Annotated in this window: 26 protein-coding genes; 15 read left to right on the top strand and 11 right to left on the bottom strand. The window is 64.9% G+C overall.

What is annotated here, in order from left to right; genetic code table 11:
* Positions 1 to 7 precede the first annotated feature (7 nt).
* From PJ259_RS22130 to tldD, 3 genes are all read left to right on the top strand, one after another.
* A complete protein-coding gene (locus PJ259_RS22130; RefSeq protein WP_271654194.1) occupies positions 8 to 3,838 on the top strand; it encodes a YhdP family protein in 3,831 nt (1,276 codons plus the stop codon).
* Positions 3,839 to 3,896: 58 nt separating this feature from the next.
* Positions 3,897 to 4,733 carry a carbon-nitrogen hydrolase family protein gene (locus PJ259_RS22135; RefSeq protein WP_271654195.1) on the top strand — a complete coding sequence of 279 codons (837 nt, stop codon included), beginning with the start codon at positions 3,897 to 3,899 and terminating at the stop codon, positions 4,731 to 4,733.
* A gap of 128 nt (positions 4,734 to 4,861) precedes the next feature.
* Positions 4,862 to 6,307 carry a metalloprotease TldD gene (tldD, locus tag PJ259_RS22140; RefSeq protein WP_059314018.1) on the top strand — a complete coding sequence of 482 codons (1,446 nt, stop codon included), beginning with the start codon at positions 4,862 to 4,864 and terminating at the stop codon, positions 6,305 to 6,307.
* 35 nt (positions 6,308 to 6,342) lie between these two features.
* Here the strand turns inward: tldD and yjgA are convergent, their stop codons facing one another.
* Entirely contained in the window at positions 6,343 to 6,867 is a 525-nt protein-coding gene (gene yjgA / locus PJ259_RS22145) for a ribosome biogenesis factor YjgA (RefSeq protein ID WP_059314019.1), read from the bottom strand.
* Positions 6,868 to 6,959: 92 nt separating this feature from the next.
* Here yjgA and pmbA point away from each other — a divergent pair, with 92 nt between their 5' ends.
* Complete coding sequence (gene pmbA / locus PJ259_RS22150; RefSeq protein WP_271654196.1) at positions 6,960 to 8,309, top strand: metalloprotease PmbA; 1,350 nt, start codon at positions 6,960 to 6,962, stop codon at positions 8,307 to 8,309.
* A 222-nt stretch (positions 8,310 to 8,531) separates the two neighbouring features.
* On the top strand, positions 8,532 to 9,146 hold the full coding sequence (locus PJ259_RS22155) for a superoxide dismutase (protein ID WP_271654197.1): 615 nt from the start codon (positions 8,532 to 8,534) through the stop codon (positions 9,144 to 9,146).
* Positions 9,147 to 9,213: 67 nt separating this feature from the next.
* Here PJ259_RS22155 and PJ259_RS22160 read toward each other — a convergent pair whose 3' ends face one another.
* From PJ259_RS22160 to PJ259_RS22200, 9 genes are all read right to left on the bottom strand, one after another.
* A complete protein-coding gene (locus PJ259_RS22160) occupies positions 9,214 to 9,486 on the bottom strand; it encodes an HPr family phosphocarrier protein (RefSeq protein WP_059314022.1) in 273 nt (90 codons plus the stop codon).
* A 31-nt stretch (positions 9,487 to 9,517) separates the two neighbouring features.
* Positions 9,518 to 10,372, bottom strand: coding sequence for an RNase adapter RapZ (rapZ, locus tag PJ259_RS22165; protein ID WP_059314023.1), 855 nt, complete (start codon positions 10,370 to 10,372; stop codon positions 9,518 to 9,520).
* Position 10,373: 1 nt separating this feature from the next.
* Positions 10,374 to 10,838: a PTS IIA-like nitrogen regulatory protein PtsN gene (ptsN, locus tag PJ259_RS22170; protein WP_007159520.1), complete on the bottom strand. Its 465-nt coding sequence runs from the start codon at positions 10,836 to 10,838 to the stop codon at positions 10,374 to 10,376.
* 18 nt (positions 10,839 to 10,856) lie between these two features.
* Positions 10,857 to 11,165: a ribosome hibernation-promoting factor, HPF/YfiA family gene (gene hpf / locus PJ259_RS22175; RefSeq protein WP_007159519.1), complete on the bottom strand. Its 309-nt coding sequence runs from the start codon at positions 11,163 to 11,165 to the stop codon at positions 10,857 to 10,859.
* 89 nt (positions 11,166 to 11,254) lie between these two features.
* Entirely contained in the window at positions 11,255 to 12,754 is a 1,500-nt protein-coding gene (locus tag PJ259_RS22180) for an RNA polymerase factor sigma-54 (RefSeq protein WP_082696292.1), read from the bottom strand.
* Positions 12,755 to 12,856: 102 nt separating this feature from the next.
* Positions 12,857 to 13,585 carry an LPS export ABC transporter ATP-binding protein gene (gene lptB / locus PJ259_RS22185; protein WP_017640054.1) on the bottom strand — a complete coding sequence of 243 codons (729 nt, stop codon included), beginning with the start codon at positions 13,583 to 13,585 and terminating at the stop codon, positions 12,857 to 12,859.
* Positions 13,582 to 14,124, bottom strand: coding sequence for a lipopolysaccharide transport periplasmic protein LptA (gene lptA / locus PJ259_RS22190; RefSeq protein ID WP_059314025.1), 543 nt, complete (start codon positions 14,122 to 14,124; stop codon positions 13,582 to 13,584). The genes lptB and lptA overlap by 4 nt, the downstream gene beginning before the upstream one ends.
* Positions 14,111 to 14,683, bottom strand: a complete 573-nt coding sequence (lptC, locus tag PJ259_RS22195) for an LPS export ABC transporter periplasmic protein LptC (RefSeq protein WP_059314026.1) — start codon at positions 14,681 to 14,683, stop codon at positions 14,111 to 14,113. The genes lptA and lptC overlap by 14 nt, the downstream gene beginning before the upstream one ends.
* 81 nt (positions 14,684 to 14,764) lie before the next feature.
* A complete protein-coding gene (locus tag PJ259_RS22200) occupies positions 14,765 to 15,739 on the bottom strand; it encodes a KpsF/GutQ family sugar-phosphate isomerase (RefSeq protein ID WP_271654198.1) in 975 nt (324 codons plus the stop codon).
* Between the two features lie 204 nt (positions 15,740 to 15,943).
* Here PJ259_RS22200 and PJ259_RS22205 point away from each other — a divergent pair, with 204 nt between their 5' ends.
* The 10 genes from PJ259_RS22205 (at position 15,944) to hisC (ending at position 23,905) form a co-directional block, all read left to right on the top strand.
* Positions 15,944 to 16,753 (top strand): ATP-binding cassette domain-containing protein, encoded by an 810-nt coding sequence (locus PJ259_RS22205; protein ID WP_017640057.1) that lies wholly within the window; start codon positions 15,944 to 15,946, stop codon positions 16,751 to 16,753.
* The gene (gene mlaE / locus PJ259_RS22210; RefSeq protein WP_059314028.1) at positions 16,753 to 17,547 is read left to right on the top strand and encodes a lipid asymmetry maintenance ABC transporter permease subunit MlaE; all 795 of its coding nucleotides are present in this window, start codon (positions 16,753 to 16,755) and stop codon (positions 17,545 to 17,547) included. Before PJ259_RS22205 ends, mlaE begins: the two co-directional genes overlap by 1 nt.
* Positions 17,547 to 18,023, top strand: a complete 477-nt coding sequence (gene mlaD, locus PJ259_RS22215; protein ID WP_007159511.1) for an outer membrane lipid asymmetry maintenance protein MlaD — start codon at positions 17,547 to 17,549, stop codon at positions 18,021 to 18,023. The genes mlaE and mlaD overlap by 1 nt, the downstream gene beginning before the upstream one ends.
* A 14-nt stretch (positions 18,024 to 18,037) precedes the next feature.
* On the top strand, positions 18,038 to 18,688 hold the full coding sequence (locus tag PJ259_RS22220) for an MlaC/ttg2D family ABC transporter substrate-binding protein (protein ID WP_059316835.1): 651 nt from the start codon (positions 18,038 to 18,040) through the stop codon (positions 18,686 to 18,688).
* Positions 18,685 to 18,999: an STAS domain-containing protein gene (locus PJ259_RS22225; RefSeq protein ID WP_271654199.1), complete on the top strand. Its 315-nt coding sequence runs from the start codon at positions 18,685 to 18,687 to the stop codon at positions 18,997 to 18,999. Before PJ259_RS22220 ends, PJ259_RS22225 begins: the two co-directional genes overlap by 4 nt.
* 216 nt (positions 19,000 to 19,215) lie before the next feature.
* Positions 19,216 to 19,455, top strand: a complete 240-nt coding sequence (locus tag PJ259_RS22230) for a BolA family protein (protein ID WP_059314030.1) — start codon at positions 19,216 to 19,218, stop codon at positions 19,453 to 19,455.
* 22 nt (positions 19,456 to 19,477) lie between these two features.
* On the top strand, positions 19,478 to 20,743 hold the full coding sequence (gene murA / locus PJ259_RS22235; protein ID WP_059314031.1) for a UDP-N-acetylglucosamine 1-carboxyvinyltransferase: 1,266 nt from the start codon (positions 19,478 to 19,480) through the stop codon (positions 20,741 to 20,743).
* A 9-nt stretch (positions 20,744 to 20,752) separates the two neighbouring features.
* Positions 20,753 to 21,385, top strand: coding sequence for an ATP phosphoribosyltransferase (gene hisG, locus PJ259_RS22240; protein WP_007159506.1), 633 nt, complete (start codon positions 20,753 to 20,755; stop codon positions 21,383 to 21,385).
* 148 nt (positions 21,386 to 21,533) lie between these two features.
* Positions 21,534 to 22,853: a histidinol dehydrogenase gene (gene hisD / locus PJ259_RS22245; RefSeq protein ID WP_271654200.1), complete on the top strand. Its 1,320-nt coding sequence runs from the start codon at positions 21,534 to 21,536 to the stop codon at positions 22,851 to 22,853.
* Positions 22,850 to 23,905 carry a histidinol-phosphate transaminase gene (hisC, locus tag PJ259_RS22250; RefSeq protein ID WP_271654201.1) on the top strand — a complete coding sequence of 352 codons (1,056 nt, stop codon included), beginning with the start codon at positions 22,850 to 22,852 and terminating at the stop codon, positions 23,903 to 23,905. Before hisD ends, hisC begins: the two co-directional genes overlap by 4 nt.
* A 101-nt stretch (positions 23,906 to 24,006) precedes the next feature.
* Here hisC and PJ259_RS22255 read toward each other — a convergent pair whose 3' ends face one another.
* Positions 24,007 to 25,128 (bottom strand): S1C family serine protease, encoded by a 1,122-nt coding sequence (locus tag PJ259_RS22255; RefSeq protein ID WP_059314035.1) that lies wholly within the window; start codon positions 25,126 to 25,128, stop codon positions 24,007 to 24,009.
* Positions 25,129 to 25,173: the final 45 nt, after the last annotated feature.

Raw genomic sequence — 25,173 nt, forward strand, 5'->3', positions numbered from 1 at the left:
TGCCTTGATGTCCCTGCTCAAACGCGGCGCGCTTGGCTTGGCGCTGCTACTGCTGGCCCTGGTGACCCTCTATATGGGCCTGGGGCGGCTGCTCATGCCCTGGGTCGGCGAATACCGCAGCGAGGTCGAGGGGCGCGCTACCGCCGCGTTGGGCGAGCCGGTGCGCCTGGGACGACTCGAAGGACGCTGGGCCACCTGGAATCCGGTGCTGATCCTGCGCGATCTGAGCCTGGGGCGCGGCGAAAGCAGCGTACAGCTGGATCATCTCAAGGTGGTGCCGGATGTGCTCGGCAGTCTCTGGCATCGCCAGCTGCGGCTCAAGTCGGTGCAGATCGATGGCGTCCATCTGGTCCTGGAGGAGGATGCCCAGGGCCACTGGCAATTGCGCGGCCTGCCGCCGCGGGCGCCGGACGCCAAGCCCTTCGATCCGGGTCCGCTGCTCGATGCCCTGGCGCGCCTGGGTCATGCCAGTCTGCTGGACAGCCAGCTCAGTCTGATCCCCCAGCAGGGTTCCCCGGTGACCCTCAGGTATGCCGAGGCCAGCCTGTCCCGGCAGTTGAACGGTGCCCTGGAACTGGCAACGCGTTTCCGACTGCCCGATGGCGGCACGGTGGCGGCGCATTTCATCGCCAGGCCACGGCCCGAGGACTGGCGCGCCAGTGGGCTGGAAGGCTATGTCAGCCTGCCCGCCAGCGACTGGTCCCGCTGGATCCCGGGAACCCTGACCCGGCAATGGCAATTGCGCCGTGCCCAGGCGGAAGGCGAGCTCTGGTTCGCCTGGGCCGAAGGGCGGTTGCAGCGTTCCCATGTGCGCCTGAAGGCGGATGAGCTGACGCTCGCCTATGCCGATCACCCCCCTGTGCGGCTGCAGGCCCTGGCGCTGGACAGCGACCAGCAGGCTGGCGACGCCGGCCAATACAGCGGGGCGATAGCGCTCAGGGCGCAGCTCGACGGCAAGCCGCTTGAAGCGCGCTACGCCCTGGCCTACGACAGCACCGCCCAGCACCTGCAGGTACGTAGCGACCAGCTGGATCTCAAGCAGGCTGCCCGGCTGGCGCGGGACCTGGCACCCTTGCCGGCGCCTGTCGCCCAGGCCGTGCAGGCCTTGGCGCCCCATGGTCAGCTGCGCAATCTCAACGCCGACTTCTATCCGCAGAAGCCCCTGCGCGAGCGGCTCTCCTATGCGGCCAACCTGGAGCGGGTGGGCGTTTCCGCCTATCGGGGGGCGCCTGCCGTCGAGGGTGTCACCGGCAGCCTGAGCGGCAGTCTGGGCGGCGGCGAATTGCGCCTGGACACCAGCGACTTCATGCTGCACCTGAGTGACCTCTTTCCCGAGCCCTGGCGCTATCGCACCGCCAAGGCGCGATTGACCTGGAGCCTCGACGATCAGCGCTTCACCCTCGGCAGTGCCCTGATGCAGGTCACCGGGCCGGAGGGTGCGGCCAGTGGCGACATGCACATCCAGCTCGGTCTGCACCCCGAGGTGGACAGCTACATGGACCTGCGTGTCGGCCTCAAGGACGGCGACGCGAGCTACACCCGCAAGTACCTGCCCACCAAGCTGCCGGCGACCGACTTCAGTCCGGAACTGGCCCAGTGGCTGACCACCGCCATCGTCGGCGGCCGGATCGACGAGGCCATCTACCAGTACCAGGGCTCCCTGCGCCATGGCTCGCCTCCGCACTCGCGCACCATGAGTCTGTTCTTCCGGGTACACGATGCCCAGCTGGCCTATCAGCCCGGCTGGCCCGCGCTGCGCGAAGCCCGGGGTGATGTCTTCATCGAGAGCGATGGGGTCAAGGTTCAGGTACCCGAGGGGCGCATCCTCGACACCCGGGTCAGGGATGTCGAAGCCCGTATCCCGCTGCTGCACGATGGCAGCGCGCCGCACCTGCGTCTTACCGCACGACTCGACAGCAGCGTGCGCGATGGCCTGAAGATCCTCCAGGACACGCCGCTACCGACCGCCAAGGTCTTCGCCGGCTGGAAGGGGGAGGGGGCGCTCAACAACAGCAGCCTGAATCTGGACATTCCCCTGGCCAAGGGACAGCCACCCGTCGTGGTGGTCGAGCTGACGCCGGACAAGGCGCGCCTGGAGCTGGCGGATCCCCAGCTGACCCTCACCGACCTGCGCGGCACCTTCCGCTACGACACTCGTAGCGGCCTCAGCGCACCCGACATCCAGGCGCGTGTCTTCGATCAACCCATTCGCGGTCAGGCCCTGGCCGAAGGCAAGGCCAACGAGCCCCGTACCCGCCTGGTAGTGGACGGCCGCGTGGACGTGGACCAGCTGGCACGCTGGCTGGGCAGCGAGGGGCGACCCCTCCCGGCGCGGGGCCTGCTTGGCTATCGCCTCGGTCTGACCCTTGCCGAGCACAGCGAGCTGGCCGTTACCTCCGACCTGCGCGGGGTAGCCATCGATCTGCCGGCGCCCTTCGGCAAGAGCGCGGACCAGAGCCGTGAGGCCTTCTTCAGCCTGGCGCTCAACGAGGGTGAGCGCCGGGTGGAAGCGACCTACAAGGGGCTTGCTGACGCCGTGCTGATGCTCGATCCCAAGGCCATGGACAAGGGGCGCGGCGAGATCGTGCTGGGTGGCGGGACCGCCAATCTGCCCACCACTGCCGGTTACGACCTGCGCGGCCAACTCGCGGAATTCGATCTGGCGGCCTGGCAGGACGTCTATCAGCGTTATGGCAAGGCCAGCGGCAGTGGCGGGGCGGGGCAGGGCGGCGGCAACGCGGTCGATATCTCCAGCCTCGGACGCGGCGATCTCAGCTTCGGGCGCTTTCTGGCGTTCGGCCAGGAAATCGACAACCTGCGCCTCACCTACGCGCCCCAGGGCAATGCCTGTCAACTGGGACTGGCCAGCCAGACCGTGGCTGGCCAAGTGCGTATCCCCCGCCAGACTGGCCAGCCGATCGACATCAACCTACAGCACCTGCGCATTCCCCAGACCCCGGCAGATCCCTCGGTGGAAAGCGACGCGCCCCGTCCCGATCCGCTGGCTGACGTCGATCCGCGCACCCTGCCAGCGCTGAATCTGGTCATCGACCGTTTCGAACTGGGTGGGCGCCTGGTCGGTGCCCAGCGCCTGCAGCTCAGGCCGTCGCCATCCGGCGCCAACTTCAATGCCCTGGACCTCGACCTGCGCGGCCTCAAGGTCATGGGCTCCCTGCGTTGGGAAGGAGCGCCGGGTGCGACCCACAGCTACTACCAGGGACGTCTGTCCGGCGGCAACATCGCCGACATCCTGCTGGGCTGGAATTTCGCCTCCAGCGTGACCAGTCGCGATTTCCGGCTGGATGCCCGGGTCGACTGGCCCGGCTCGCCTGCCCATGTCGCCCTGGCGCGGCTCAATGGCAATCTCGATGCGCGCTTCAACGATGGCCAGTTGCGCCAGGTGGAAGGAACGGCTTCGGCGCTGCGTATCTTCGGCCTGCTCAACTTCGAATCCATCCGCCGCCGCCTGCGCCTGGACTTCTCCGATCTGTTCGGCAAGGGCTTGAGCTACGACAGCATTACCGGGGTACTCGACGCCCAGCAGGGCGCCTTCCGTACCCGCAAGCCCATCAGCCTGAGCGGGCCGGGTGCCGAGATGAGTCTGCAGGGCCTGCTGGACATGGCCAGCAATCGCATCGACGCCAACCTCAAGGTCGGGCTGCCGGTCAGCAACTCCCTGCCGCTGGCCGCGCTGATCGCCGGGGCGCCGGCCATCGGCGGCGCGCTGTTCATCGTCGATCGGCTGATTGGCGACCGCATCACCCGCATGGCCAGCATCAACTACCACATCGAAGGCCCCTGGCAGAATCCGACCATGACCACGGGCAAGCGCGATTGAGCGTTGCCCTGCGGCCGCGCCACTGCTTAGGATGGGCGATCCCTTCTGGAGTGCCTGCATGTCCATAGCCATCCTGCAGATGGTCAGCGGCCCCGCGGTAGCGGCCAATCTGCACGCCGCCGAGCGGCTGCTCGAACGCGCCGCCAACGCCGGTGCGCAACTGGCGGTGCTGCCGGAAAACTTCGTCGCCATCGGGCATCCGGCCCCCGCCGAACTGGCCCGGGCGGAGGCGCTTGGCGAGGGTGAGATCCTGCCCTGGCTGTCCAGCCGGGCGCGCGAGCTGGGCCTCTGGCTGCTGGCCGGCACCCTGCCGCTGCTGCCCGACGGCGCCACCGAGGGCAAGCCCTGCGCCTGTTCGCTGCTGTTCGACGACCAGGGTCGCCGCGTCGCCCGCTATGACAAGCTGCATCTCTTCGATGCCGACGTCAGCGACAGCCAGGGCAGCTATCGCGAATCCGATCACTATGCCGCCGGTGAGACCCTCACGGTGGTGGATACCCCGGTCGGCCGCCTGGGCCTGACCGTCTGCTACGACCTGCGCTTTCCCGAACTCTATGGCGCCCTGCGCGCTGCCGGTGCGGAGCTGATCAGCGCCCCCTCGGCCTTTACCGTGCCGACCGGCCAGGCCCATTGGGAGCTGCTGCTGCGCGCCCGGGCGGTGGAAACCCAGAGCTATCTGCTGGGCGCCGCCCAGGGCGGTGTCCACGCCAATGGCCGCACGACCTGGGGCCACGCCATGGCCGTGGATCCCTGGGGCGAGGTGCTTGCCGTCCAGGCCAGCGGCGAAGCGGTCCTGCTCATCGAGCGCGATGTCGAGCGCCAGGCCCAGTTACGCCAGCGAATGCCCGTCACCCAGCACCGCCGCTTCGCACCGGCGCGCCTGGCTGGCCACTAGGAGGCGAACGGCAATGGCGCCCATTGGTCATTTGCATCAGGGATCAGTCACTTCCGCGAGTAGGCTAGAGGCCACCTCGCGCCCCTTTCATCGTTCCGACGCCCGGGGTGGCGTCGTCTGGAGTTTCCATGAGTGATTACCTGAATAGCGTCGGCGCGGCCCTGCTGGGGCCGGGCGGACTCGCGCTGGACGATCTGCAGCCCGTGCTGCAGCGCCTCGCCGGCCCCGGCATCGACGCTGCGGACCTGTACTTCCAGAGCATCGTCTCCGAGTCCTGGCTGCTGGAAGACGGCATCGTCAAGGAAGGCGGTTTCCATCTCGACCAAGGCGTCGGGGTGAGGGCGCTGTCCGGCGAGAAGACCGGCTTCGCCTACAGCAACGCCATCACCGGCGAGGCACTGGATCTCGCTGCCCAGGCCGCGCGCTCCATCTCCCGCAGTGGCGTTGAGGGCCAGGTCCAGGCATTTCGTGCGGTGGAACCCGCGCAGCGCCTCTATGGCCAGGACAACCCCCTCGATGTGCTGGATCGCGCGACCAAGGTGACCTTCCTGCAGCAACTGGACGAGGCCACCCGGGCCCTGGATCCGCGCATCCAGCAGGTCACCATCAGCCTGGCCGGCGTCTGGGAGCGCACCCTGGTGGCCGCGGTCGACGGCACCCTCGCCGCCGACGTGCGCCCCCTGGTGCGCCTGGGCGTCAGCGTCATCGTCGAGCAGAACGGTCGTCGCGAGCGCGGCAACAGCGGTGGCGGTGGCCGTTGCGACTACCGCTATTTCCAGAGCGACGACCGCGCCCTGGGCTATGCCCGCGAAGCGGTCCGCCAGGCGCTGGTCAATCTGGAAGCCACGGCGGCCCCGGCCGGCACCCTGCCGGTGGTGCTGGGTGCCGGCTGGTCCGGCGTGCTCCTGCACGAAGCGGTCGGCCATGGTCTGGAAGGCGACTTCAACCGCAAGGGCAGCTCCAACTACAGCGGTCAGCTCGGCCGGCAGGTAGCCTCGTCGCTGTGCACCATCGTCGACGACGGTACCCTGCCGGATCGCCGTGGTTCCCTGTCCATCGACGACGAGGGTACCCCCAGCGGCTACAACGTGCTGATCGAGAACGGCATCCTCAAGGGCTACATGCAGGACAAGCTCAACGCCCGGCTGATGGGGGTGGCTCCCACCGGCAATGGCCGGCGCGAGTCCTATGCCCACCTGCCCATGCCGCGCATGACCAACACCTACATGCTCGCCGGCCAGAGCGATCCGGCCGAGATCATCGCCTCGGTGGAGAAGGGCATCTATTGCGCCAGCCTCGGCGGCGGTCAGGTGGACATCACCAGTGGCAAGTTCGTCTTCACCACCAACGAGGCCTACCTGATCGAGAACGGCAAGCTCGGCCGCCCGGTGAAGGGCGCCACCCTGATCGGCAATGGTCCCGAGGTCATGAACCGGGTATCCATGGTCGGCAACGACCTGGCGCTGGATGCGGGGGTAGGGACCTGTGGCAAGGATGGCCAGTCATTGCCGGTGGGCGTGGGTCAGCCGACCCTGAAGATCGACGCCATCACCGTGGGCGGCACCGGCGCCTGATGCCGGCACCGGCCGTGGCCGTAGCGGACAGAAACCTAGCGCAGACCGCGCTGGGTTTCGTCGAGGGTGCGGATGTATTTGAAGACCTTGCGCGCCGCCGCGGGCGGCTTGTTGTGCGCGGCCTCGTGCTGGGCATGGCGCACCAGGCCGCGCAGGTGCTGGCGGTCGGTTTCCGGATACAGCGCCACGAAGGCTTCCAGCGCCTGGTCGCCCTCGGCGATCAGGCGGTCGCGCCAGCGCTCCAGGGCATGGAAGCGCTCGTTGTACTGCCGCGTCGAGCTGTCCATCTGGTCGACCAGCGCCAGGATGGCCTCCAGATCCTGGTCACGCATCAGCTTGCCCAGGTACTGGACATGCCTTTTGCGCGCGATGTGCGTCTTGTGCTTGGGCGCCTCGGCCAGGGCCTTGCGCAGCGGATCGGTCAGGGGCAGGCGGTCCAGCTGCTCAGCCGGCAACCCGGCCAGGCGTTCGCCCAGCTCCTGCAGCGCGTGCAGCTCACGCTTGACCTGTGTCTTGCTCTTTTCGCCCAGCGGCGCGTCGTCGTCGTAAGAATCAACCATGAACTATGGGGTCCAGCTAAGAATGGGCGCCATCATAACGAGTTGCCGCACGGTTGTCCGGCCTGGCCGGCGCCGTCCGTAAGGAGAACGTCATGAATCGCAACGCCGCCGTGGGTCCCGCCGCGCTACCCGAATTGCGCGAACAGGTCGAAGCCATCCTGGCCGAGGCCCGTCGCCAGGGCGCCAGTGCCGGTGAAGTGGCCGTCTCGATCGACCAGGGGCTGTCCACCTCGGTCCGCAAGGGTGAGGTGGAAACGGTCGAATTCAATCGCGACCAGGGCTTTGGCATCACCCTCTATGCCGGTCAGCGCAAGGGCTCGGCCAGTACCTCGGCCACCGGCCCCGAGGCGATCCGCGAGACCGTGGCCGCGGCCCTGGCCATCGCCAAGCACACCTCCGAGGATCCCTGTGCCGGCCTCGCCGACGCCGAGCTAATGGCGCGTGGCGAGCTGCCCGATCTCGATCTCTATCATCCCTGGGACATCACCCCCGAGCAGGCCATCGAGCAGGCCCTGGCCTGTGAAGCCGCTGCCTATGCCGCCGACAGCCGCATCGGCAATGCCGACGGTACAACCCTCAATACCCACCAGAGCTGCCGGGTCTACGGCAACAGCCACGGCTTCGTCGGCGGCTACGCCAGCACCCGCCACAGCCTGAGCTGCGTGATGATCGCCGGCAGCGGCGAGGCCATGCAGCGCGACTACTACTACGACGTCAACCGCCTCGGCAGCGAACTGATGAGCGCCGAGGAAATCGGTCGGCGCGCCACTGAACGCGCCGTGAGCCGTCTGGGCGCCAGGCCGGTGCCCACCGCCAAGGTTCCAGTGCTCTTCTCCCCGGAAATGGCCGCCGGCCTGTTCGGCACCTTCCTCGCTGCCATTTCCGGCGGCAACCTCTATCGCAAGTCGTCCTTTCTTGAGGGCGCCCTCGGGCAGCAGGTGTTTCCAGACTGGCTGGCCCTGGATGAACGGCCGCACCTTCCCCGCGCCCTGGGCAGTGCCGCCTTCGATGGTGAAGGCCTGGCCACCTACGCCAAGCCCTTCGTGGAGAACGGCCAGCTGGTGTCCTATGTGCTCGGCAGCTATTCCGCGCGTAAGCTGGGTATGCAGAGCACCGCCAACGCCGGTGGCGTGCACAACCTGCATGTCAGTCATGGCACGGCCGACCAGGCCGAGTTGATCCGGCAGATGGGCACGGGCTTTTTGGTCACGGAAATGATGGGGCAGGGTACCAACCTGGTCACCGGCGACTACTCCCGGGGCGCCGGTGGTTTCTGGATCGAGAATGGCGAGATCCAGTTTCCAGTCCAGGAGGTCACCATCGCCGGTCGCCTCGGCGACATGTTCCGCCAGATCCTGGCCGTGGGCAGCGACGTGGAACGCCGCGGCAGCCTGCGCACCGGCTCGGTGCTGATCGACGGCATGACCCTGGCGGGTAGCTAGAAAAGATGCCGGAAGTGTCGCGGTGAGGAAAATCCCGTCGAACGGGAGACAGCCCACCCCGTTAGTCGTTAGTATCCTAGCAATGCACTAGGACATAGCCGTGCGGTCGAATTCCGTGATCGGACGGCCCAGATTCAGACGGTGCGCCGTGGCGCACCAGCCGTACTCCCCGCTGCCCCAGGGCAGTGGGTCCATACCAAAACCACCATGGAGACATTCCGCATGCCGCATACTCTGCCTCAGCTGCCCTACGCCTACGACGCGCTGGAACCGCACGTCGATGCCCAGACCATGGAAATCCACCACACCAAGCACCACCAGACCTACATCAACAACCTGAACGCTGCGCTGGAAGGCACCGAGTTCGCCAACCTGTCGGCCGAAGAAGTGGTTCGTCAGCTGGACAAGCTGCCCCAGGACAAGCGCGGTGCCGTGCAGAACAACGGTGGCGGCCATGCCAACCACAGCCTGTTCTGGACCGTGATGGCCCCTAACGCCGGCAGCAAGCCCGAAGGTGCTCTGGCTGAAGCCATCGAGTCCCAGCTGGGCGGCTTCGATGCCTTCAAGGAGGCCTTCACCAAGGCTGCCCTGACCCGCTTCGGCAGCGGCTGGGCCTGGCTGAGCGTCACCCCCGAGAAGAAGCTGGTGGTCGAGAGCACCGGCAACCAGGACAGCCCGCTGATGACCGGCAATACCCCGATCCTCGGCCTGGACGTCTGGGAGCACGCCTACTACCTGCGCTACCAGAACCGTCGTCCCGAATACATCGGTGCCTTCTTCAACGTCATCAACTGGCCGGAAGTGTCCCGTCGCTACGAAGCGGCGCTGAACGCCTGAGTTGACGCCCAATAAAAAAGCCGCCCTCGGGCGGCTTTTTTATTGGGCGAAGCTGGAGCAGGGCCGATCACTCACCCTCGTCGAAGTAGTTGTTGATCAGTTCGATCAGGGCGCGCATGGCCTCGTCGCTCTGTTCACCCTCGGTTTCCAGTTGCAGCACCGTGCCCTTGCCAGCGGCCAGCATCATGACCGCCATGATGCTCTTGCCATCGACTGGCGGCTCGCCACTGCGGCCAACGCGGACGCTAGCAGGATAACGGCCGGCCACGCCGACGAACTTGGCGGCCGCGCGGGCGTGCAGGCCAAGCTTGTTGATGATGGTGATCTGTTGGGCAGGCATTGAGTCTGTCCTTGTCGAAACAAAACGGGCGTCAGAGATCGCGATGGCGGATCTGGACGTTCTTGAGCAGGTCTTTGAGTTCGCGACCCAGGCGATCGGCCAGGTAGACCGAACGGTGATGACCGCCGGTACAGCCAATGGCCACGGTCACATAGGACCTGTTGTTGGCCGCGAAGCGCGGCAGCCACTTCACCAGGTAATCGCGGATGTCATTGTACAGGGTCTCTACCTCGGGCTGTTGCTCGAGATAATCGCGCACCTGGGCATCGAGTCCGGAAAAGTCGCGCAGGTCCGGTTTCCAGTAGGGATTGGGCAGGAAACGTACATCGAAGACCATGTCCGCATCCACCGGCAGGCCCCGCTTGAAGCCGAAGGATTCCACCAGGTAGGCGGTGCCGGGCTCGGGCGCGTTCAGCAGACGCAACTTGAGGATGTCACGCAGCTGATAGAGATTCAGGTGCGTGGTGTCGATCTTAAGATCGGACAGATCGGCGATGGGCGACAGCAGCACCTGCTCATCGTGAATGGCCTCGGCCAGCGATCTTTCCTGATTGGACAGCGGATGCCGGCGGCGCGTCTCGGAAAAGCGCTTGAGCAAGGTCTGGTCATCGGCGTCCAGATAGAGGATGTCGCAGCGAATGTTGCGGCTGCGCACCTGTTCGAGCAATTCGGGAAAGCGCTGCAGCTGGCTGGGCAGATTGCGTGCATCGATGGACAGGGCGACCTTGGGCTGAGGTCGTTCCATGTCGGTGAGGGCGTGCTGGGCCAGTTCGGGCAGGAGGCTGGCCGGCAGGTTGTCGATACAGTAGAAGCCATTGTCCTCAAGCACGTTGAGCGCCGTACTCTTGCCCGACCCGGAACGTCCGCTCACGATGATGAGGTGCATGTCAGTGTCCGCTCTGGGCCTCGACGACGATCTGATAGAGCGCCTGGCTGTCCTTGGCCTTGCGTAGCCGTTCGCGGATGTCCGCGCGGTCCAGGATGCCGGCGATCTGGCGCAGCAGGGTCAGGTGCTGTTCGGTGGCGGCTTCGGGTACCAGCAGCACGAACACCAGGTCTACCGGTGCGCCATCCAGGGAGTCGAAGTCCACGGGTTGCTGCAGGTGGAAGAGGACGCACAGCGGCTGTTGCAGGCCCGCCAGGCGACAGTGGGGAATGGCGATGCCATTGCCGAAGCCAGTGGAGCCCAGGCGCTCGCGCGCCATCAGGCATTCATGGATGTGCGCCGCGTCATGGCCAGGCAATTCCTGCGCGGCCAGTTCGGCGATACGTTCCAGTACGGCGGCTTTGCTGCCACCCGGCGCACCCGTCTGGGTGCGGCCGGGGGTCAGAATATTTTCGAGTCTGATCATAAAGCGGCGATCGAAACCTCAGCGGACGCCGACGCCCTGCTGGCGTTCGATCGATTTTTCCTTGTGTTTAATCAGTTGGCGGTCGAGCTTGTCGGCCAGGAGATCAATGGCGGCATACATGTCGTCATGCTCGGCGTTGGCGACCACCGCGGCGCCAGCGACGTGCAGGGTGGCTTCGGCTTTCTGCTTGAGCTTGTCCACTTCCAGAATGACCTGGACGTTGGTAATACGGTCGAAGTGCCGTTCGAGGCGGGCGAGTTTCTCGCCGATGTAGTCACGCAGGGCTTCTGTCACTTCAAGCTGATGGCCACTGATGTTGACTTGCATACCGCTTCTCCTTATTGCCGGGCTGCGATCGGCGAAGCTGCTCGCCGACATGACACGGGTCGATCGAGGCACGGTCACATCAGGACGCGTCAGAGGAGACGCTTGCGTTCGCTGGACGGAGCGATACCCAGGGATTCCCGATACTTAGCCACCGTGCGACGAGCGACTTGTATACCTTGCGATTCCAGTAAACCAGCGATCTTGCTGTCACTCAACGGCTTTTTCGCGTTTTCCGCCGCCACCAATTTCTTGATGATCGCGCGGATCGCGGTGGAGGAGCATTCGCCCCCTTCGGCGGTGCTGACGTGACTGGAGAAGAAATACTTGAGTTCGTAGATGCCACGCGGGGTGTGCATGAACTTCTGGGTGGTCACCCGGGAGATGGTCGACTCGTGCATGCCCACCGCCTCGGCGATGTCGTGCAGGACCAACGGCTTCATGGCCTCTTCGCCGTATTCGAGAAAACCCCGCTGGTGCTCGACGATCTGGGTCGCCACCTTCATCAGGGTCTCGTTGCGGCTCTGCAGGCTCTTGATGAACCAGCGCGCTTCCTGCAGCTGATTGCGCATGTAGGTATTGTCGGCGCTGCTGTCGGCGCGTTTGACGAAGCCCGCATACTGGGGATTCACCCGCAGGCGCGGCATGGATTCCTGATTGAGCTCCACCAGCCAACGCTCGTTGTGCTTGCGCACGATGACGTCCGGTACCACGTATTCGGCTTCGCCGGACTCGATCTGGGAGCCAGGCCGCGGATGCAGCGTCTGGATCAGCTCGATGATCGGCTTGAGTTCGTCTTCCTTGATCTTCATGCGCCGCATCAGCTGCGCGTAGTCGCGGCTGCCGAGCAGATCCAGGTAGTCACCGACCAGGCGCTTGGCCTCGCCGAGCAAGGGGAGGGTGGCCGGCAGTTGCGCCAGCTGGATCAGCAGGCATTCGCGCAGATTGCGAGCGGCGACGCCGGCGGGCTCGAATTGCTGGACCCGTCGGAGCACCACCTCGACTTCGTCGAGATCGACTTCCAGGTCCGGGTCGAGCGAGGCATGGATGTCTTCGAGGCTTTCCTGCAGGTAACCGTCGGTGTCGATGCCATCGATGATGGCCAGCGCGATCAGGCGATCGAGGTCCGACATGGGTGCCAGGTTGAGCTGCCAGAGCAGATGCGTCTGCAGGCTCTCGCCCGCCGAGGTGCGAGTGGTGAAGTCCCACTCGTCGTCGTCACTGCTGGGCAGGCTGCTGGCGCTGGTCTGGTAGATGTCTTCCCAGGCCGTGTCGACCGGCAGCTCGCTGTCGCTGGGGATGCGCTCGCTCCACTCGGATTCGTCGGCCAACTCGTTGGTGGCGACCGAGGTTTCCTTGAAGGTGGTTTCCATATTGCCGGAGTTCGCATGCTCGTCGCTTTCGCCCGAGGCTTCGCTCTGGTCGAAGTCTTCCCCGTCTTCCTGGCGTTCCAGCATCGGATTGGATTCCAGGGCTTCCTGGATTTCCTGCTGCAAATCGAGCGTCGAGAGCTGGAGCAGACGTATGGCTTGTTGCAGCTGCGGCGTCATCGTCAGCTGCTGGCCCATCTTGAGGACTAGCGATGGTTTCATGGCTGCGGAAATACACCTTGTCTACCGACGCGAACAGCGCCACCGAACCTCGCGAACCCTGCGAGCGTTAGCAAATTATATGCCTTGTTTCCCCGGGTTTGCCTAGAGGCGGAATTCGTGGCCCAGATAGACTTCCTTCACCAGGTCGTTGGCGAGGACTTCTTCGGCGGTACCTTCGGCGATGAGCTGGCCGTCATTGACGATATAGGCCGTTTCGCAGATGGTCAGGGTTTCCCGCACGTTGTGGTCGGTGATGAGCACACCGATGCCCTTGGCCTTGAGGTGGCGGATGATCTGCTTGATATCGCCCACCGAGATGGGGTCCACGCCCGCGAAGGGTTCGTCGAGCAGGATGAACTTGGGCGCGGTGGCCAGGGCGCGGGCGATCTCGACACGGCGTCTTTCACCGCCAGACAGGCTCATGCCCCGGTTGTCGCGGATGTGGGTGATGTGGAATTCCTGCAGCAGGCTTTCCAGCTCGCGCAGTCGTCCGGCTTTGTCCAGGTCCTTGCGGGTTTCCAGGATGCCAAGGATGTTGTCGGCCACGGTCAGCTTGCGAAAGATCGAGGCTTCCTGGGGCAGATAGCCGATCCCGGCACGGGCGCGGCCATGCATGGGCAGCGCGGTGACATCCTGGTCGTCGATCAGCACGCGACCCTGATCCGCCTTGACCAGGCCGACGATCATGTAGAAGCAGGTGGTCTTGCCGGCGCCGTTCGGGCCGAGCAGGCCAACGATCTGGCCGCTGTCGATGCTGACGCTGACATCACGAACGACCTGACGACCCTTGTAGCTCTTGGCCAGATGCTGGGCTTTGAGCGTAACCGTCATTGTTTCTGCCCCGACTGCTGCTGATCCTTGGGCTGGATGACCATGTCGATCCGCGGCCGCGGCGTGGTGACCTTGCTGCCGTTGGCCCGTCCCGCATTGACGATCTGGCGCTGGGTGTCGTAGACGATCTTCTCGCCTTCGAAGGTGTTGCCCTGTTGGACCACCTTGGCCTGGTCAATCAGGATGATGCGGTTTTCCTGGGCGAAGTATTGGATGGTCAGGCCATAGGCCTTGACGATGTCCTTGTCCGCCGAGGGTTTCTGCTCGTAGTAGGCCGGTTTGCCCACTGCGGTGGCGACCTTGATATTGCCCTGGTTGTCCTGGGTCAAGGTCACGGTATTGCCGGTGATCTTCATGCTGCCCTGGGTGATGACCACGTCTCCGCGATACACGGCCACGCCCTGCTTGTCATCGAGCTCGGCGCTGTCGGCCTGCACGCGGATCGGCTGGGTGCGATCGGTCGGCAGGGCCCAAGCCGCGGCACTGCCCAAGGTGGCGCCGAGGGTGAACAGGAAGGGGAGGGTTTTAACGAACCTCATGCTGGCCTCTTACGTTGGACAGCAGGAGCATTCTGCCGTCTTCTAGATACGCTTTCATGCCATTGGCCGTGGTCACCCCATTGGCGGCCTCGATTCTAACGGCTTGCTCAGTTTGCGCATATTGTTTGTCAGGAAAGACGGTCATGCGGGTGGTGGTCAATACCACCGGGCGGCCTTTCGCGTCGGTACGTTCCACACGCACGTCATCGATCAGCTCCGCCTGACTGCCACCGGGGGCGACCTCGGCGCGGGCACTGCGAATGTGCCAGGGAAAGTCGGTGCCACGGAAGGCCAGCATGTCGGGCCGGGTCACCAGGGTGACATCGGTGGCCTTGACGTGTTCGCTGCGCTCGGCCTTGAGTTCGTACTGGATCTTGCCGTCCAGGCGATACTGAATCGTCCGGGTATTGAGAGCATAACCGTCGATGGCACTGTCTTGCGGGGTCGATGACGCTGGAGCATCGACGAAGCGCTGCGGCAGGATGTTCCAGTAGCCGATCGCGATGAGCGCGGCGGCGATCAGGACCAACAGCACGGGTCGGCGCAAGCTGCGAAACATGAGGGTACCTGTGGTGGGCCGCACGGGGCGGCGGGTTGAACACGAGTTGTGGGCGTATTTAGTCGGTCAGTATAACCCGGCCTACAGCACCCCGGCGCGTAGCAGGTCACCCATGTTGAGCGCACCGACCGGGCGCCGCTCGTCATTGATCACCACCAGCGCATTGATCTTGTGCTCTTCCATGATCTTCAGCGCCTCCGCCGCGAGCATCTGGGCCCTGGCGGTTCGACCGCCGCGGGTCATCACGGTTGCGATGGGCGTGGTCCGGACATCGATACCGCGATCCAGGGCGCGCCGCAGATCGCCATCGGTGAAGATGCCGGCGAGGCGGCCATCGGCGCCCAGTACGCTGGTCATGCCCAGCCCTTTGCGCGACATCTCCAGCAGGGCGTCGGACACCAGGGTGTCCTCGCTGACCTGCGGCAGATCGACGCCGGCGTGCATGACGTCTTCCACCTTCAGCAACAGGCGGCGACCCAGGGCTCCACCGGGATGGGAAAAGGCGAAGTCCTCGGCGGTGAAGCCGCGGGCTTCGAGCAGGGCAATGGCCAAGGCGTCGCCCAGGACCAGGGCGACGGTGGTGGAGGAGGTGGGTGCCAGGTTGAGCGGGCAGGCCTCGGTGGCGACGCTGGTGTCCAGGTTGACGTCCGCCGCCTTCGCCAGGGGCGAGGTGGGATTGCCGGCGAAGCTGATCAGGGGAACGCCCAGGCGCTTGATCAGTGGCAGCAGCGTCAGGATCTCACTGGAGGTGCCCGATTGGGAGATGGCGATGATGACGTCGTCGCGGGTGATCATGCCCATGTCACCATGGCTGGCTTCGGCTGGATGCACGAAGAACGCCGGGCTGCCGGTACTGGCCAGGGTGGCGGCGATCTTGTTGCCGACATGGCCGGACTTGCCCATGCCCAGCACCACGATGCGACCGCGGCAGGCGAGCAGCAGACGGCAAGCCTGGGCAAAGCTCGCGTCGACGCGGTCACCCAGGGCGGCCACTGCCGCTCGCTCTACATCGATGGTGCGCTTGGCGGACGCGATGAAATCTATTGAGTCGGACATGGGTCAGAAGGCAGGTGACGGGACAATCGGAAATTATATGCGCAAAGCCGCGACACTCAGCAACGTCGCCCGCAGGTCAGAGGTCTCAGCGGCAACGAATGGTATAGTGCCGCCCTTTTGCCGGGACCATCGAGCGCGAAAGCCGCGTGCCCTGACGCGGCGGAGCGGCGTCTCCCTGCACAGAGTTGAACCTTAGGAGTCTTGATGACCGTCGATAGCCCGTACGCCGTGGAGCTAAAGGGCGTTTCCTTCAAGCGCGGCACGCGTCTCATCTACGACCGTGTCGATATCCGTATCCCGCGGGGCAAGGTCACCGGGATCATGGGGCCGTCCGGCAGTGGCAAGACCACCCTGTTGCGCCTCATCGCTGCCCAGCTGCGGCCGAGCAGTGGCGAGATCTGGGTCAATGGCGCCAATCTGCCGCAGCTGTCCCGTGGCGAGCTGTTCGAGATGCGCCGACAGATGGGGGTGCTGTTCCAGAGCGGGGCGCTGTTCACCGATCTCGATGTCTTCGAGAACGTGGCCTTCCCGCTGCGGGTGCACACCAAGCTGCCCGAGGAGATGATCCGCGACATCGTCCTGCTCAAGCTGCAGGCAGTAGGCCTGCGCGGGGCAGTCGAGCTGATGCCGGACGAACTCTCCGGCGGCATGAAGCGCCGGGTCGCCCTGGCGCGGGCCATCGCCCTGGATCCACAAATCCTCATGTACGACGAGCCCTTCGTTGGCCAGGACCCCATCGCCATGGGCGTTCTGGTGCGGCTGATCCGGCTGCTCAACCAGGCCCTCGGGCTGACCAGCATCGTGGTCTCCCACGACCTGGCCGAGACTGCCAGTATCGCCGACTACCTCTATGTTGTCGGCGATACCAAGGTGCTGGGGCAGGGCACGCCAAAGGAACTGCGCGAGTCGCCGGATCCTCGGGTTCGCCAGTTCATGCAGGGCATCCCTGATGGCCCCGTACCCTTCCACTACGCCGCGCCTGATCTGCGCGATGCCTTGCTGGGGAAACACTGATGCGTAAGGTCTCCGCCGTGGAGCGGATTCGTCGGCTGGGCAAGGCCGGGCTGGACGTCGTGGCTGCCATTGGCCGCTCCGTCATCGTTCTGCTGCTGGCGGTGTTCGGTCGGGGTGGCGTGGGCAGCGGCCTGCAGCTGCTGGGCAAGCAACTCTATTCGGTGGGCGTGATGTCACTGCCCATCATCGTGGTCTCGGGTTTCTTCATCGGCATGGTGATTGCCCTGCAGGGCTACAACATCCTGGTCAAGTACGGCTCCGAGCAGGCCGTGGGGCAGATGGTGGCCCTGACTCTGCTGCGCGAACTGGGGCCAGTGGTCACCGCCCTGCTGTTCGCCGGTCGGGCCGGTTCCGCGCTGACCGCCGAGATCGGCAACATGAAATCCACCGAGCAGTTATCCAGCCTGGAAATGATCGGCGTGGACCCGCTCAAGTACATCGTCGCGCCGCGCTTCTGGGCCGGCTTCATTTCCATGCCCCTGCTGGCCGCCATGTTCAACGTGGTGGGTATCTGGGGCGCGGCCATGGTCGCCATCGATTGGCTCGGCGTCTACGACGGTTCCTTCTGGGCCACCATGCAGAACAGCGTGATGCTCAGCGACGTGCTCAATGGGGTGATCAAGAGCCTGGTGTTCGCCTTCGTGGTGACCTGGGTCGCCGTTTTCCAGGGGTATGACTGCGAGCCGACCTCCGAAGGCATCGGTCGCGCCACTACCCGTACCGTCGTCTATGCGTCGCTTGCCGTGCTCGGCCTCGACTTCATTCTTACCGCCCTGATGTTTGGAGATCTCTGATGCAAACCCGCACCCAGGAAATCGGTGTCGGACTCTTCCTGCTGGCCGGCGTGCTCGCACTGCTGCTGCTGGCGCTGCGGGTAAGCGGTCTGACGATGAGCGACCATCACGATACCTACAAGGTCTATGCCTACTTCGACAACATCGCCGGTCTCACCGTGAGATCGCGAGTGACCATGTCCGGCGTGACCATTGGCAAGGTCACCGCCATCGATCTCGACCGCAACAGCTATCGCGGCCGGGTCACCATGCAGATCGACAAGCAGGTGGACAACCTGCCGACTGACTCCATCGCCTCCATCCTGACCGCTGGCCTGCTTGGTGAGAAATACATCGGCATCAGCGTCGGGGGCGACGAGCAGGTGCTCAAGGAAGGCTCGACTATTCGAGATACACAATCCTCGCTGGTTCTCGAAGATCTGATCGGTAAATTCCTGCTCAACTCGGTCAATAAAGACTCTTCCGCCAACAAATGATGAGAGGCTTCTTCATGCTCAAGCTAATTCGTCACGGAGTGATCGCGATCCTGGCCCTGCTGCCGCTGGTGTCCCAGGCGGCGCCCTCGGCCCATGACGTGATCCAGCAGACCACCAGTACCCTGCTCAGTGATCTCGAGGCCAATCGCGACAAGTATCGCAGCAATCCGGACGCCTTCTACGAGTCGCTCAACAGCATTCTCGGGCCGGTAGTGGATGCCGAGGGCATCTCGCGCAGCATCATGACCGTGCGCTATAGCCGCAGCGCTTCGCCCGAGCAGATGGCGCGCTTCCAGGAAAACTTCAAGCGCAGCCTGATGCAGTTCTATGGCAATGCACTGCTGGAGTACAACAACCAGGGTATCCGCGTCCTGCCCGAAGGCCCGTCCGACGGCCCCGACCGCACCAGCGTGGGCATGGAGGTCAAGGGTAACAATGGCGCCGTGTATCCCGTGCAGTACAGCATGGTCAAGCAAGGCGAGGAATGGAAAGTCCGCAACGTCATCATCAACGGCCTGAACCTGGGCAAGCTGTTCCGTGACCAATTCGCCCAGGCGATGCAGGAAAACGGCAACGACCTGGACAAGACCATCAACAACTGGGCGGGCACCGTGGCCAAGGCCAAGGACTCTCCCGAGGCCCAGAAGGCCAAGGTCGGGTCGTGAGTCGCGCAACCATCACCCGCGAGGGCGCCCGGCTGCAACTCTCGGGCGTACTCGATCACGCCAGTGTGCCGATCCTGCGCGAGCAGGGTCGAACCTTGATCGCTCAGGGCAGTGGTCCACTGGTGCTGGACTGCGCAGGTGTCGAACACTCCAACAGCGCCGGTCTGGCGCTGTTGCTGGCCTGGTTGCGCGATGCCCAGGCGGCGAGTCGCCCGCTGACCATCGCCGGCCTGCCGTCCGAGTTGCGGCAGATCGCCGACGTTTCGAATGCCCTGGAATTGCTACCGCTGGCCGAGCAGGCTCACAGCTAGGTTGTGTCCAGAAAACGCCTGGGCACCGCCAGTTGGCCTTGGAACTCAGCGTGGAATGCTCCTTTACCCCTGGTAAACACCGCTTCCTCGCTGGCTTTCGCCTTTCCTGACCTTGGCTTGGCGACCTTGCAAACGAGCCCTGGCAGTCATCGCAGTCGCCGTGCAGCCGGTTTTTTTGTATGATCGCCGGCTGTACTAGATTGCCGAGGTGCCGCCATGCAGGCCCAAGAAGTCAAAAGCCTCCTGGAGGCAAAACTGACCGATACCCAGGTCGAAGTGGAAGGCGAGGGCTGCAATTTCCAGCTCTACCTGATCAGCGACGAGCTCCAGGCACTCAGCCCGGTCAAGCGTCAGCAGCAGGTCTACTCCCATCTCCAGCCGCAGATCGCCGATGGCAGCATCCATGCTGTCACCATGAAATTCTTCACCCGTGCTGCCTGGGCCGAACGCGCCTGATTCGCAGCGCCGAGAACTCGCTATGGACAAACTGATCATTACCGGCGGCAACTGCCTGAACGGTGAAATTCGCATTTCCGGGGCCAAGAACTCCGCCCTGCCGATTCTGGCCGCGACCCTGCTCGCCGATACCCCGGTGACCGTCGCCAACCTGCCGCACCTGCACGACATCACCACCATGATCGAGCTGTTCGGCCGCATGGGCGTTCAGCCGGTGATCGGTGAAAAGCTCAATGTCGAGGTGGATGCCTCCAGCATTAAGACCCTGGTCGCGCCCTATGAGCTGGTCAAGACCATGCGCGCTTCCATTCTGGTGCTGGGCCCGATGGTCGCCCGCTTCGGCGAGGCGGAAGTCGCCCTGCCCGGCGGTTGCGCCATCGGCTCGCGTCCGGTCGACCTGCACCTGCGCGGTCTGGAAGCCATGGGCGCCAAGATCACCGTCGAAGGCGGCTACATCAAGGCCAAGGCTCCGGCTGGCGGCCTGCGCGGCGCTCACTACTATTTCGATACCGTCAGCGTGACCGGTACCGAGAACGTGCTGATGGCCGCCACCCTGGCCAAGGGCCGCAGCGTCATCCAGAACGCCGCCCGTGAGCCCGAGGTGGTGGATCTGGCCAACTGCCTGATCGCCATGGGTGCCAACATCCAGGGCGCCGGTACCGACACCATCACCGTGGAAGGCGTCGAGCGCCTGGGCGGCGCCACCTATTCGGTCCTGCCCGACCGCATCGAGACCGGCAGCTACCTGGTTGCCGCCGCTGCCACCCGTGGCCGCGTCAAGCTCAAGGACACCGATCCGACCATCCTCGAGGCCGTGCTGGCCAAGCTGGAAGAGGCGGGTGCCCACATCTCCACCGGCAGCAACTGGATCGAGCTGGACATGAAGGGCAATCGCCCCCGCGCGGTAAACATCCGCACGGCGCCTTACCCGGCGTTCCCCACCGACATGCAGGCCCAGTTCATCTCCATGAACGCCGTCGCCGAAGGCACTGGCACCGTGGTGGAAACCATCTTCGAGAACCGCTTCATGCACGTTCACGAGATGGTGCGCATGGGCGCCAACATCGCTATCGAAGGCAATGCCGCCATCGTCACCGGCGTGCCCAGCCTCAAGGCCGCCCCGGTCATGGCGACCGATTTGCGCGCCTCGGCGAGTCTGGTCATCGCCGCCCTGGTGGCCGAAGGCGACACCCTGATCGATCGCATCTACCACATAGATCGCGGCTACGAATGCATCGAGGAGAAATTCCAGCTGCTCGGCGCCAAGATCCGTCGCACGCCCAAGTAAGGACCTCCGATGCTGACCATCGCCCTGTCCAAGGGCCGTATCCTCGACGACACCCTGCCGCTGCTGGCGGCGGCGGGGATCGCCCCGACCGAGAATCCGGACAAGAGCCGCAAGCTCATCATCCCGACCACCCAGGACGATGTACGCCTGCTCATCGTTCGCGCCACCGACGTGCCCACCTATGTGGAGCATGGCGCCGCGGACCTGGGCGTGGCCGGCAAGGACGTGCTGATGGAATACGGCGGCGATGGTCTCTACGAGCCGCTCGACCTGCGCATCGCCCGTTGCAAGCTGATGACCGCAGGCGCCGTAGGCGCTCCGGCGCCGCGCGGCCGACTGCGGGTGGCGACCAAGTTCGTCAACGTCGCCAAGCGCTATTATGCCGAGCAGGGCCGCCAGGTCGACATCATCAAGCTGTACGGCTCCATGGAGCTGGCACCGCTGGTGGGTCTGGCCGACAAGATCATCGACGTGGTCGACACGGGCAATACGCTCAAGGCCAATGGCCTCGAGCCCCAGGAGCTGATCGCCCACATCAGCTCGCGCTTGATCGTCAACAAGGCCTCGATGAAGATGCAGCACGGCCGCATCCAGGCCCTCATCGAGACCCTGCGCCATGCCGTCGAGGCGCGCGGCGCCTGAGACTCAGGCCGGCACGCTGGTAGCCGGCCAAGGCTGATTCCATCTCTCTACCGTCGCCTATCCGTGCCATAGCCAAATTGTCGGGCGCCCACACGGAGCCGGCTGTTACTCTCGGGCGCCCCTTTCGCTATCCTGAAGAGGACCCGCCATGACCGCTCCGCTCGCCATCCGCCGACTCGTCGCCGCCGCTCCGGATTTCGCCGAGCATCTGGATCATCTGCTGAGCTGGGAAGGGGTGTCCGACGCCGATATCAACCAGCGGGTCCTGGCGATCATCGCCGATGTCCGCCATCAGGGTGACCAGGCGCTACTCGAGTACACCCGCCGCTTCGATGCCATCGAGACGACCTCCATGAGCGATCTCATCCTGCCGCGGGCCCGTCTCGAGGAAGCCCTGACCCGGATCACGCCGGAGCAGCGCACGGCGCTGGAAGCCGCTGCTGAACGGGTGCGCAGCTATCACGAAAAGCAGCGCCAGGATTCCTGGCAGTACCAGGAGGCCGACGGCACGGTGCTCGGCCAGCAGGTCACGCCGCTGGATAGGGCCGGTCTCTATGTGCCGGGTGGCAAGGCCTCCTATCCTTCTTCGGTACTGATGAACGCCATCCCGGCCAAGGTCGCCGGCGTGCCCGAAGTGGTCATGGTGGTGCCCACGCCCCGTGGCGAGGTCAACGAACTGGTGCTGGCGGCTGCGGCCCTGGCCGGCGTCGATCGCGTCTTCACCATAGGTGGTGCCCAGGCGGTGGCCGCTCTGGCCTATGGCACCGAAAGCGTACCGCCGGTGGACAAGATCGTCGGTCCTGGCAACATCTATGTCGCCACCGCCAAACGCCACGTGTTCGGCAAGGTCGGCATCGACATGATCGCCGGCCCGTCCGAGATCCTGGTGGTCTGTGACGGCCAGACCGATCCCGACTGGATCGCCATGGATCTGTTTTCCCAGGCCGAGCACGACGAGGACGCCCAGGCCATCTTGGTGAGTCCGGACGCCGCCTTCCTTGATGCCGTGGCGGCCAGCATCGCCCGGCTGCTGCCGGAGATGGAGCGCGCCGACATCATCCGCGCCTCCCTGGAAGGGCGCGGTGCGCTCATCCAGGTCGCCGACATGGCCCAGGCCATCGAGGTGGCCAACCGCATCGCGCCGGAACACCTCGAGCTGTCGGTCGCCGAGCCGGAGCAATGGCTGCCCAAGATCCGCCACGCTGGCGCCATCTTCATGGGGCGCTATACCGCCGAAGCCCTGGGCGACTACTGCGCCGGTCCCAACCACGTGCTGCCGACCTCGGGCACCGCGCGCTTCTCCTCGCCCCTGGGCGTGTACGACTTCCAGAAGCGCTCCTCGATCATCCACTGCTCGGCCGCCGGTGCCTCGGCGCTGGGCCGGGTCGCGTCGGTCCTGGCCCGTGGCGAGTCTCTGACCGCCCACGCCCGCAGCGCCGAATACCGTATTCAGGAGGAGCAGGCATGAGCGAGCTCTGGAGTCCCTTCGTCAAGAATCTGGTGCCCTATGTGCCAGGCGAGCAGCCCAAGCTGACCAACCTGGTCAAGCTCAACACCAACGAGAATCCCTATGGGCCTTCCCCGCGGGCGCTGGACGCCATCCGCGCCGCGGCCACCGACGACCTGCGTCTCTATCCCGACCCCAACGGTCAGGCGCTCAAGGATGCGGTCGCTCAGTATTACGGCATCCAGAGCGATCAGGTCTTTGTCGGCAATGGCTCGGACGAAGTCCTGGCGCACATCTTCCTGGGCCTGTTCGGTCACGGGCGGCCGGTCCTGTTCCCGGACATCAGCTACAGCTTCTATCCGGTGTACTGCGGCCTCTACGACATCGCCTTCGAGACCCCGGCGCTGGATGAGGATTTCCAGATCGTCGTTGAAGACTATTTCCGGCCCAATGGCGGCATCATCTTCCCCAATCCCAATGCGCCCACCGGCAGCGCCCTGGCGCTGGAAGCGATCGAGCGTATCGTCGTTGGCAACCCGACGTCCGTGGTGGTGGTGGATGAAGCCTACGTCGATTTCGGTGCAGAGTCGGCGGTCGCCCTGATCGGGCGCCATCCCAATCTGGTGGTGACCCAGACGCTGTCCAAGTCCCGCTCCCTGGCCGGTCTGCGAGTGGGTCTGGCCATGGGCCAGGCGCCGCTGATGGAAGCCCTGGAACGAATCAAGAACAGCTTCAACTCCTATCCGCTGGACCGCCTGGCGTTGGCCGGGGCGGTGGCCGCCTTCGAGGATCGCGCCTATTTCGACGAGACCTGCCGGCAGGTAGTCGAAAGCCGTGAAAGCCTGGTGGCCCAGTTGCTGGAGCGGGGCTTCGAGGTATTGCCCTCGGCGGCCAACTTCATCTTCGCCCGTCATGTGCAGAAGGGTGGGGCGGCGCTGGCGGCGGGGCTGCGTGAGCACGGCGTCATCGTGCGCCACTTCAGCCGACCCGAACGCATCGCCGACTTCCTGCGCATCACCATCGGCACGCCGGCACAGAATCAGGCGCTGATCACGGCCCTCGACGCTCTCTGAGAGCCTGCTCAAAGGCCGCGGCGTGTCGGCCAGACGGCATTGAAAATGCCTTGTTTGGCTTTAGCTCAGAGCCTTTAGCAGGCTCTGAGCGCCGCGGGCGGCTAGCGCGCCTTCTCCATCAGGGGACGCAGACCGACAGTGACCTTGAGCTGCAGGGTTTTGTCCTGCCGCCGCACCTCGATGGGGATGCTGTCGCCCGGCTGCTTGCGGGCGATCTGATTCATCGCCAGTCGACCATCCTTGATCGGCTGCCCAGCCAGCTTGACCAGCACGTCGCCAGCGCGCAGACCGGCCTTGTGCGCCGGCCCATCGGGATCGATGTCCGTCACCACGATGCCCTGGTCGACCTTGAGGCCGTAGGTCTTGATCAGTTCCGGGGTGATCACCTCCACCGCCACGCCCAGCCAGCCTCGGATGACCTGACCATGCTGGATGATCGACCGCATGACCTCCATGGCCAGCTTGATCGGGATGGCGAAGCCGATGCCCTGGGAGCCGCCGGAGAGGATGGCGGTGTTGATGCCGATCAGGTTGCCATTGGCATCCACCAGCGCCCCGCCCGAATTGCCCAGGTTGATCGCCGCATCGGTCTGGATGAAGTCCTCGTAGGTGTTGAGGCCCAGCTGATTGCGGCCGGTGGCGCTGATGATGCCCATGGTCACGGTCTGGCCGACGCCGAAGGGGTTGCCGATGGCCAGCACCACGTCGCCGATGCGGATGGCGGTCGAATCGCCTACCGAGATGGCTGGCAGATTGGGCAGGTCGATCTTGAGCACGGCGAGGTCGGTGGCCGGATCGTTGCCGATCAGCTTGGCCAGGGTCTGGCGACCGTCGGCGAGCGCGACTACGATGGATTCGGCATCGAGCGTCACATGGTTGTTGGTCAGCAGGTAGCCATCATGACTCATCAGCACCGCCGAGCCGAGGCTTAGCTCTTCCACCGGCTTGGCCGGGCTCTTGCGGTCGTTGGCCGTGTCGCCGGCCTTGCCCGGCTTGGCTGCCTTGGTCGAGCGCAGCGACACCACCGCCGGTGCTGCCCGACTCGCCGCATCGGCGTAGGAGACCGGCCCCTGCTGGCGCCCAGGCGAGGGCGCCTGGGCAGCCTCGAACAGCGGCGGCTGGGCCGGTAGCCCGAGCCACTGGGGATAGTGCTGCATGATCAGGGCTGCAACGAGCAGACCGCACAGCACGGGCCAGCCGAGATAACGCAAAGCCTTGTACATCGATCACATCCTTGAATTTGTCCGCCCGAAGTGCGGCGGATAAGC

Source organism: Pseudomonas sp. JBR1, from assembly GCF_028198185.1.
Lineage (GTDB): Bacteria > Pseudomonadota > Gammaproteobacteria > Pseudomonadales > Pseudomonadaceae > Chryseomonas > Chryseomonas oryzihabitans_E.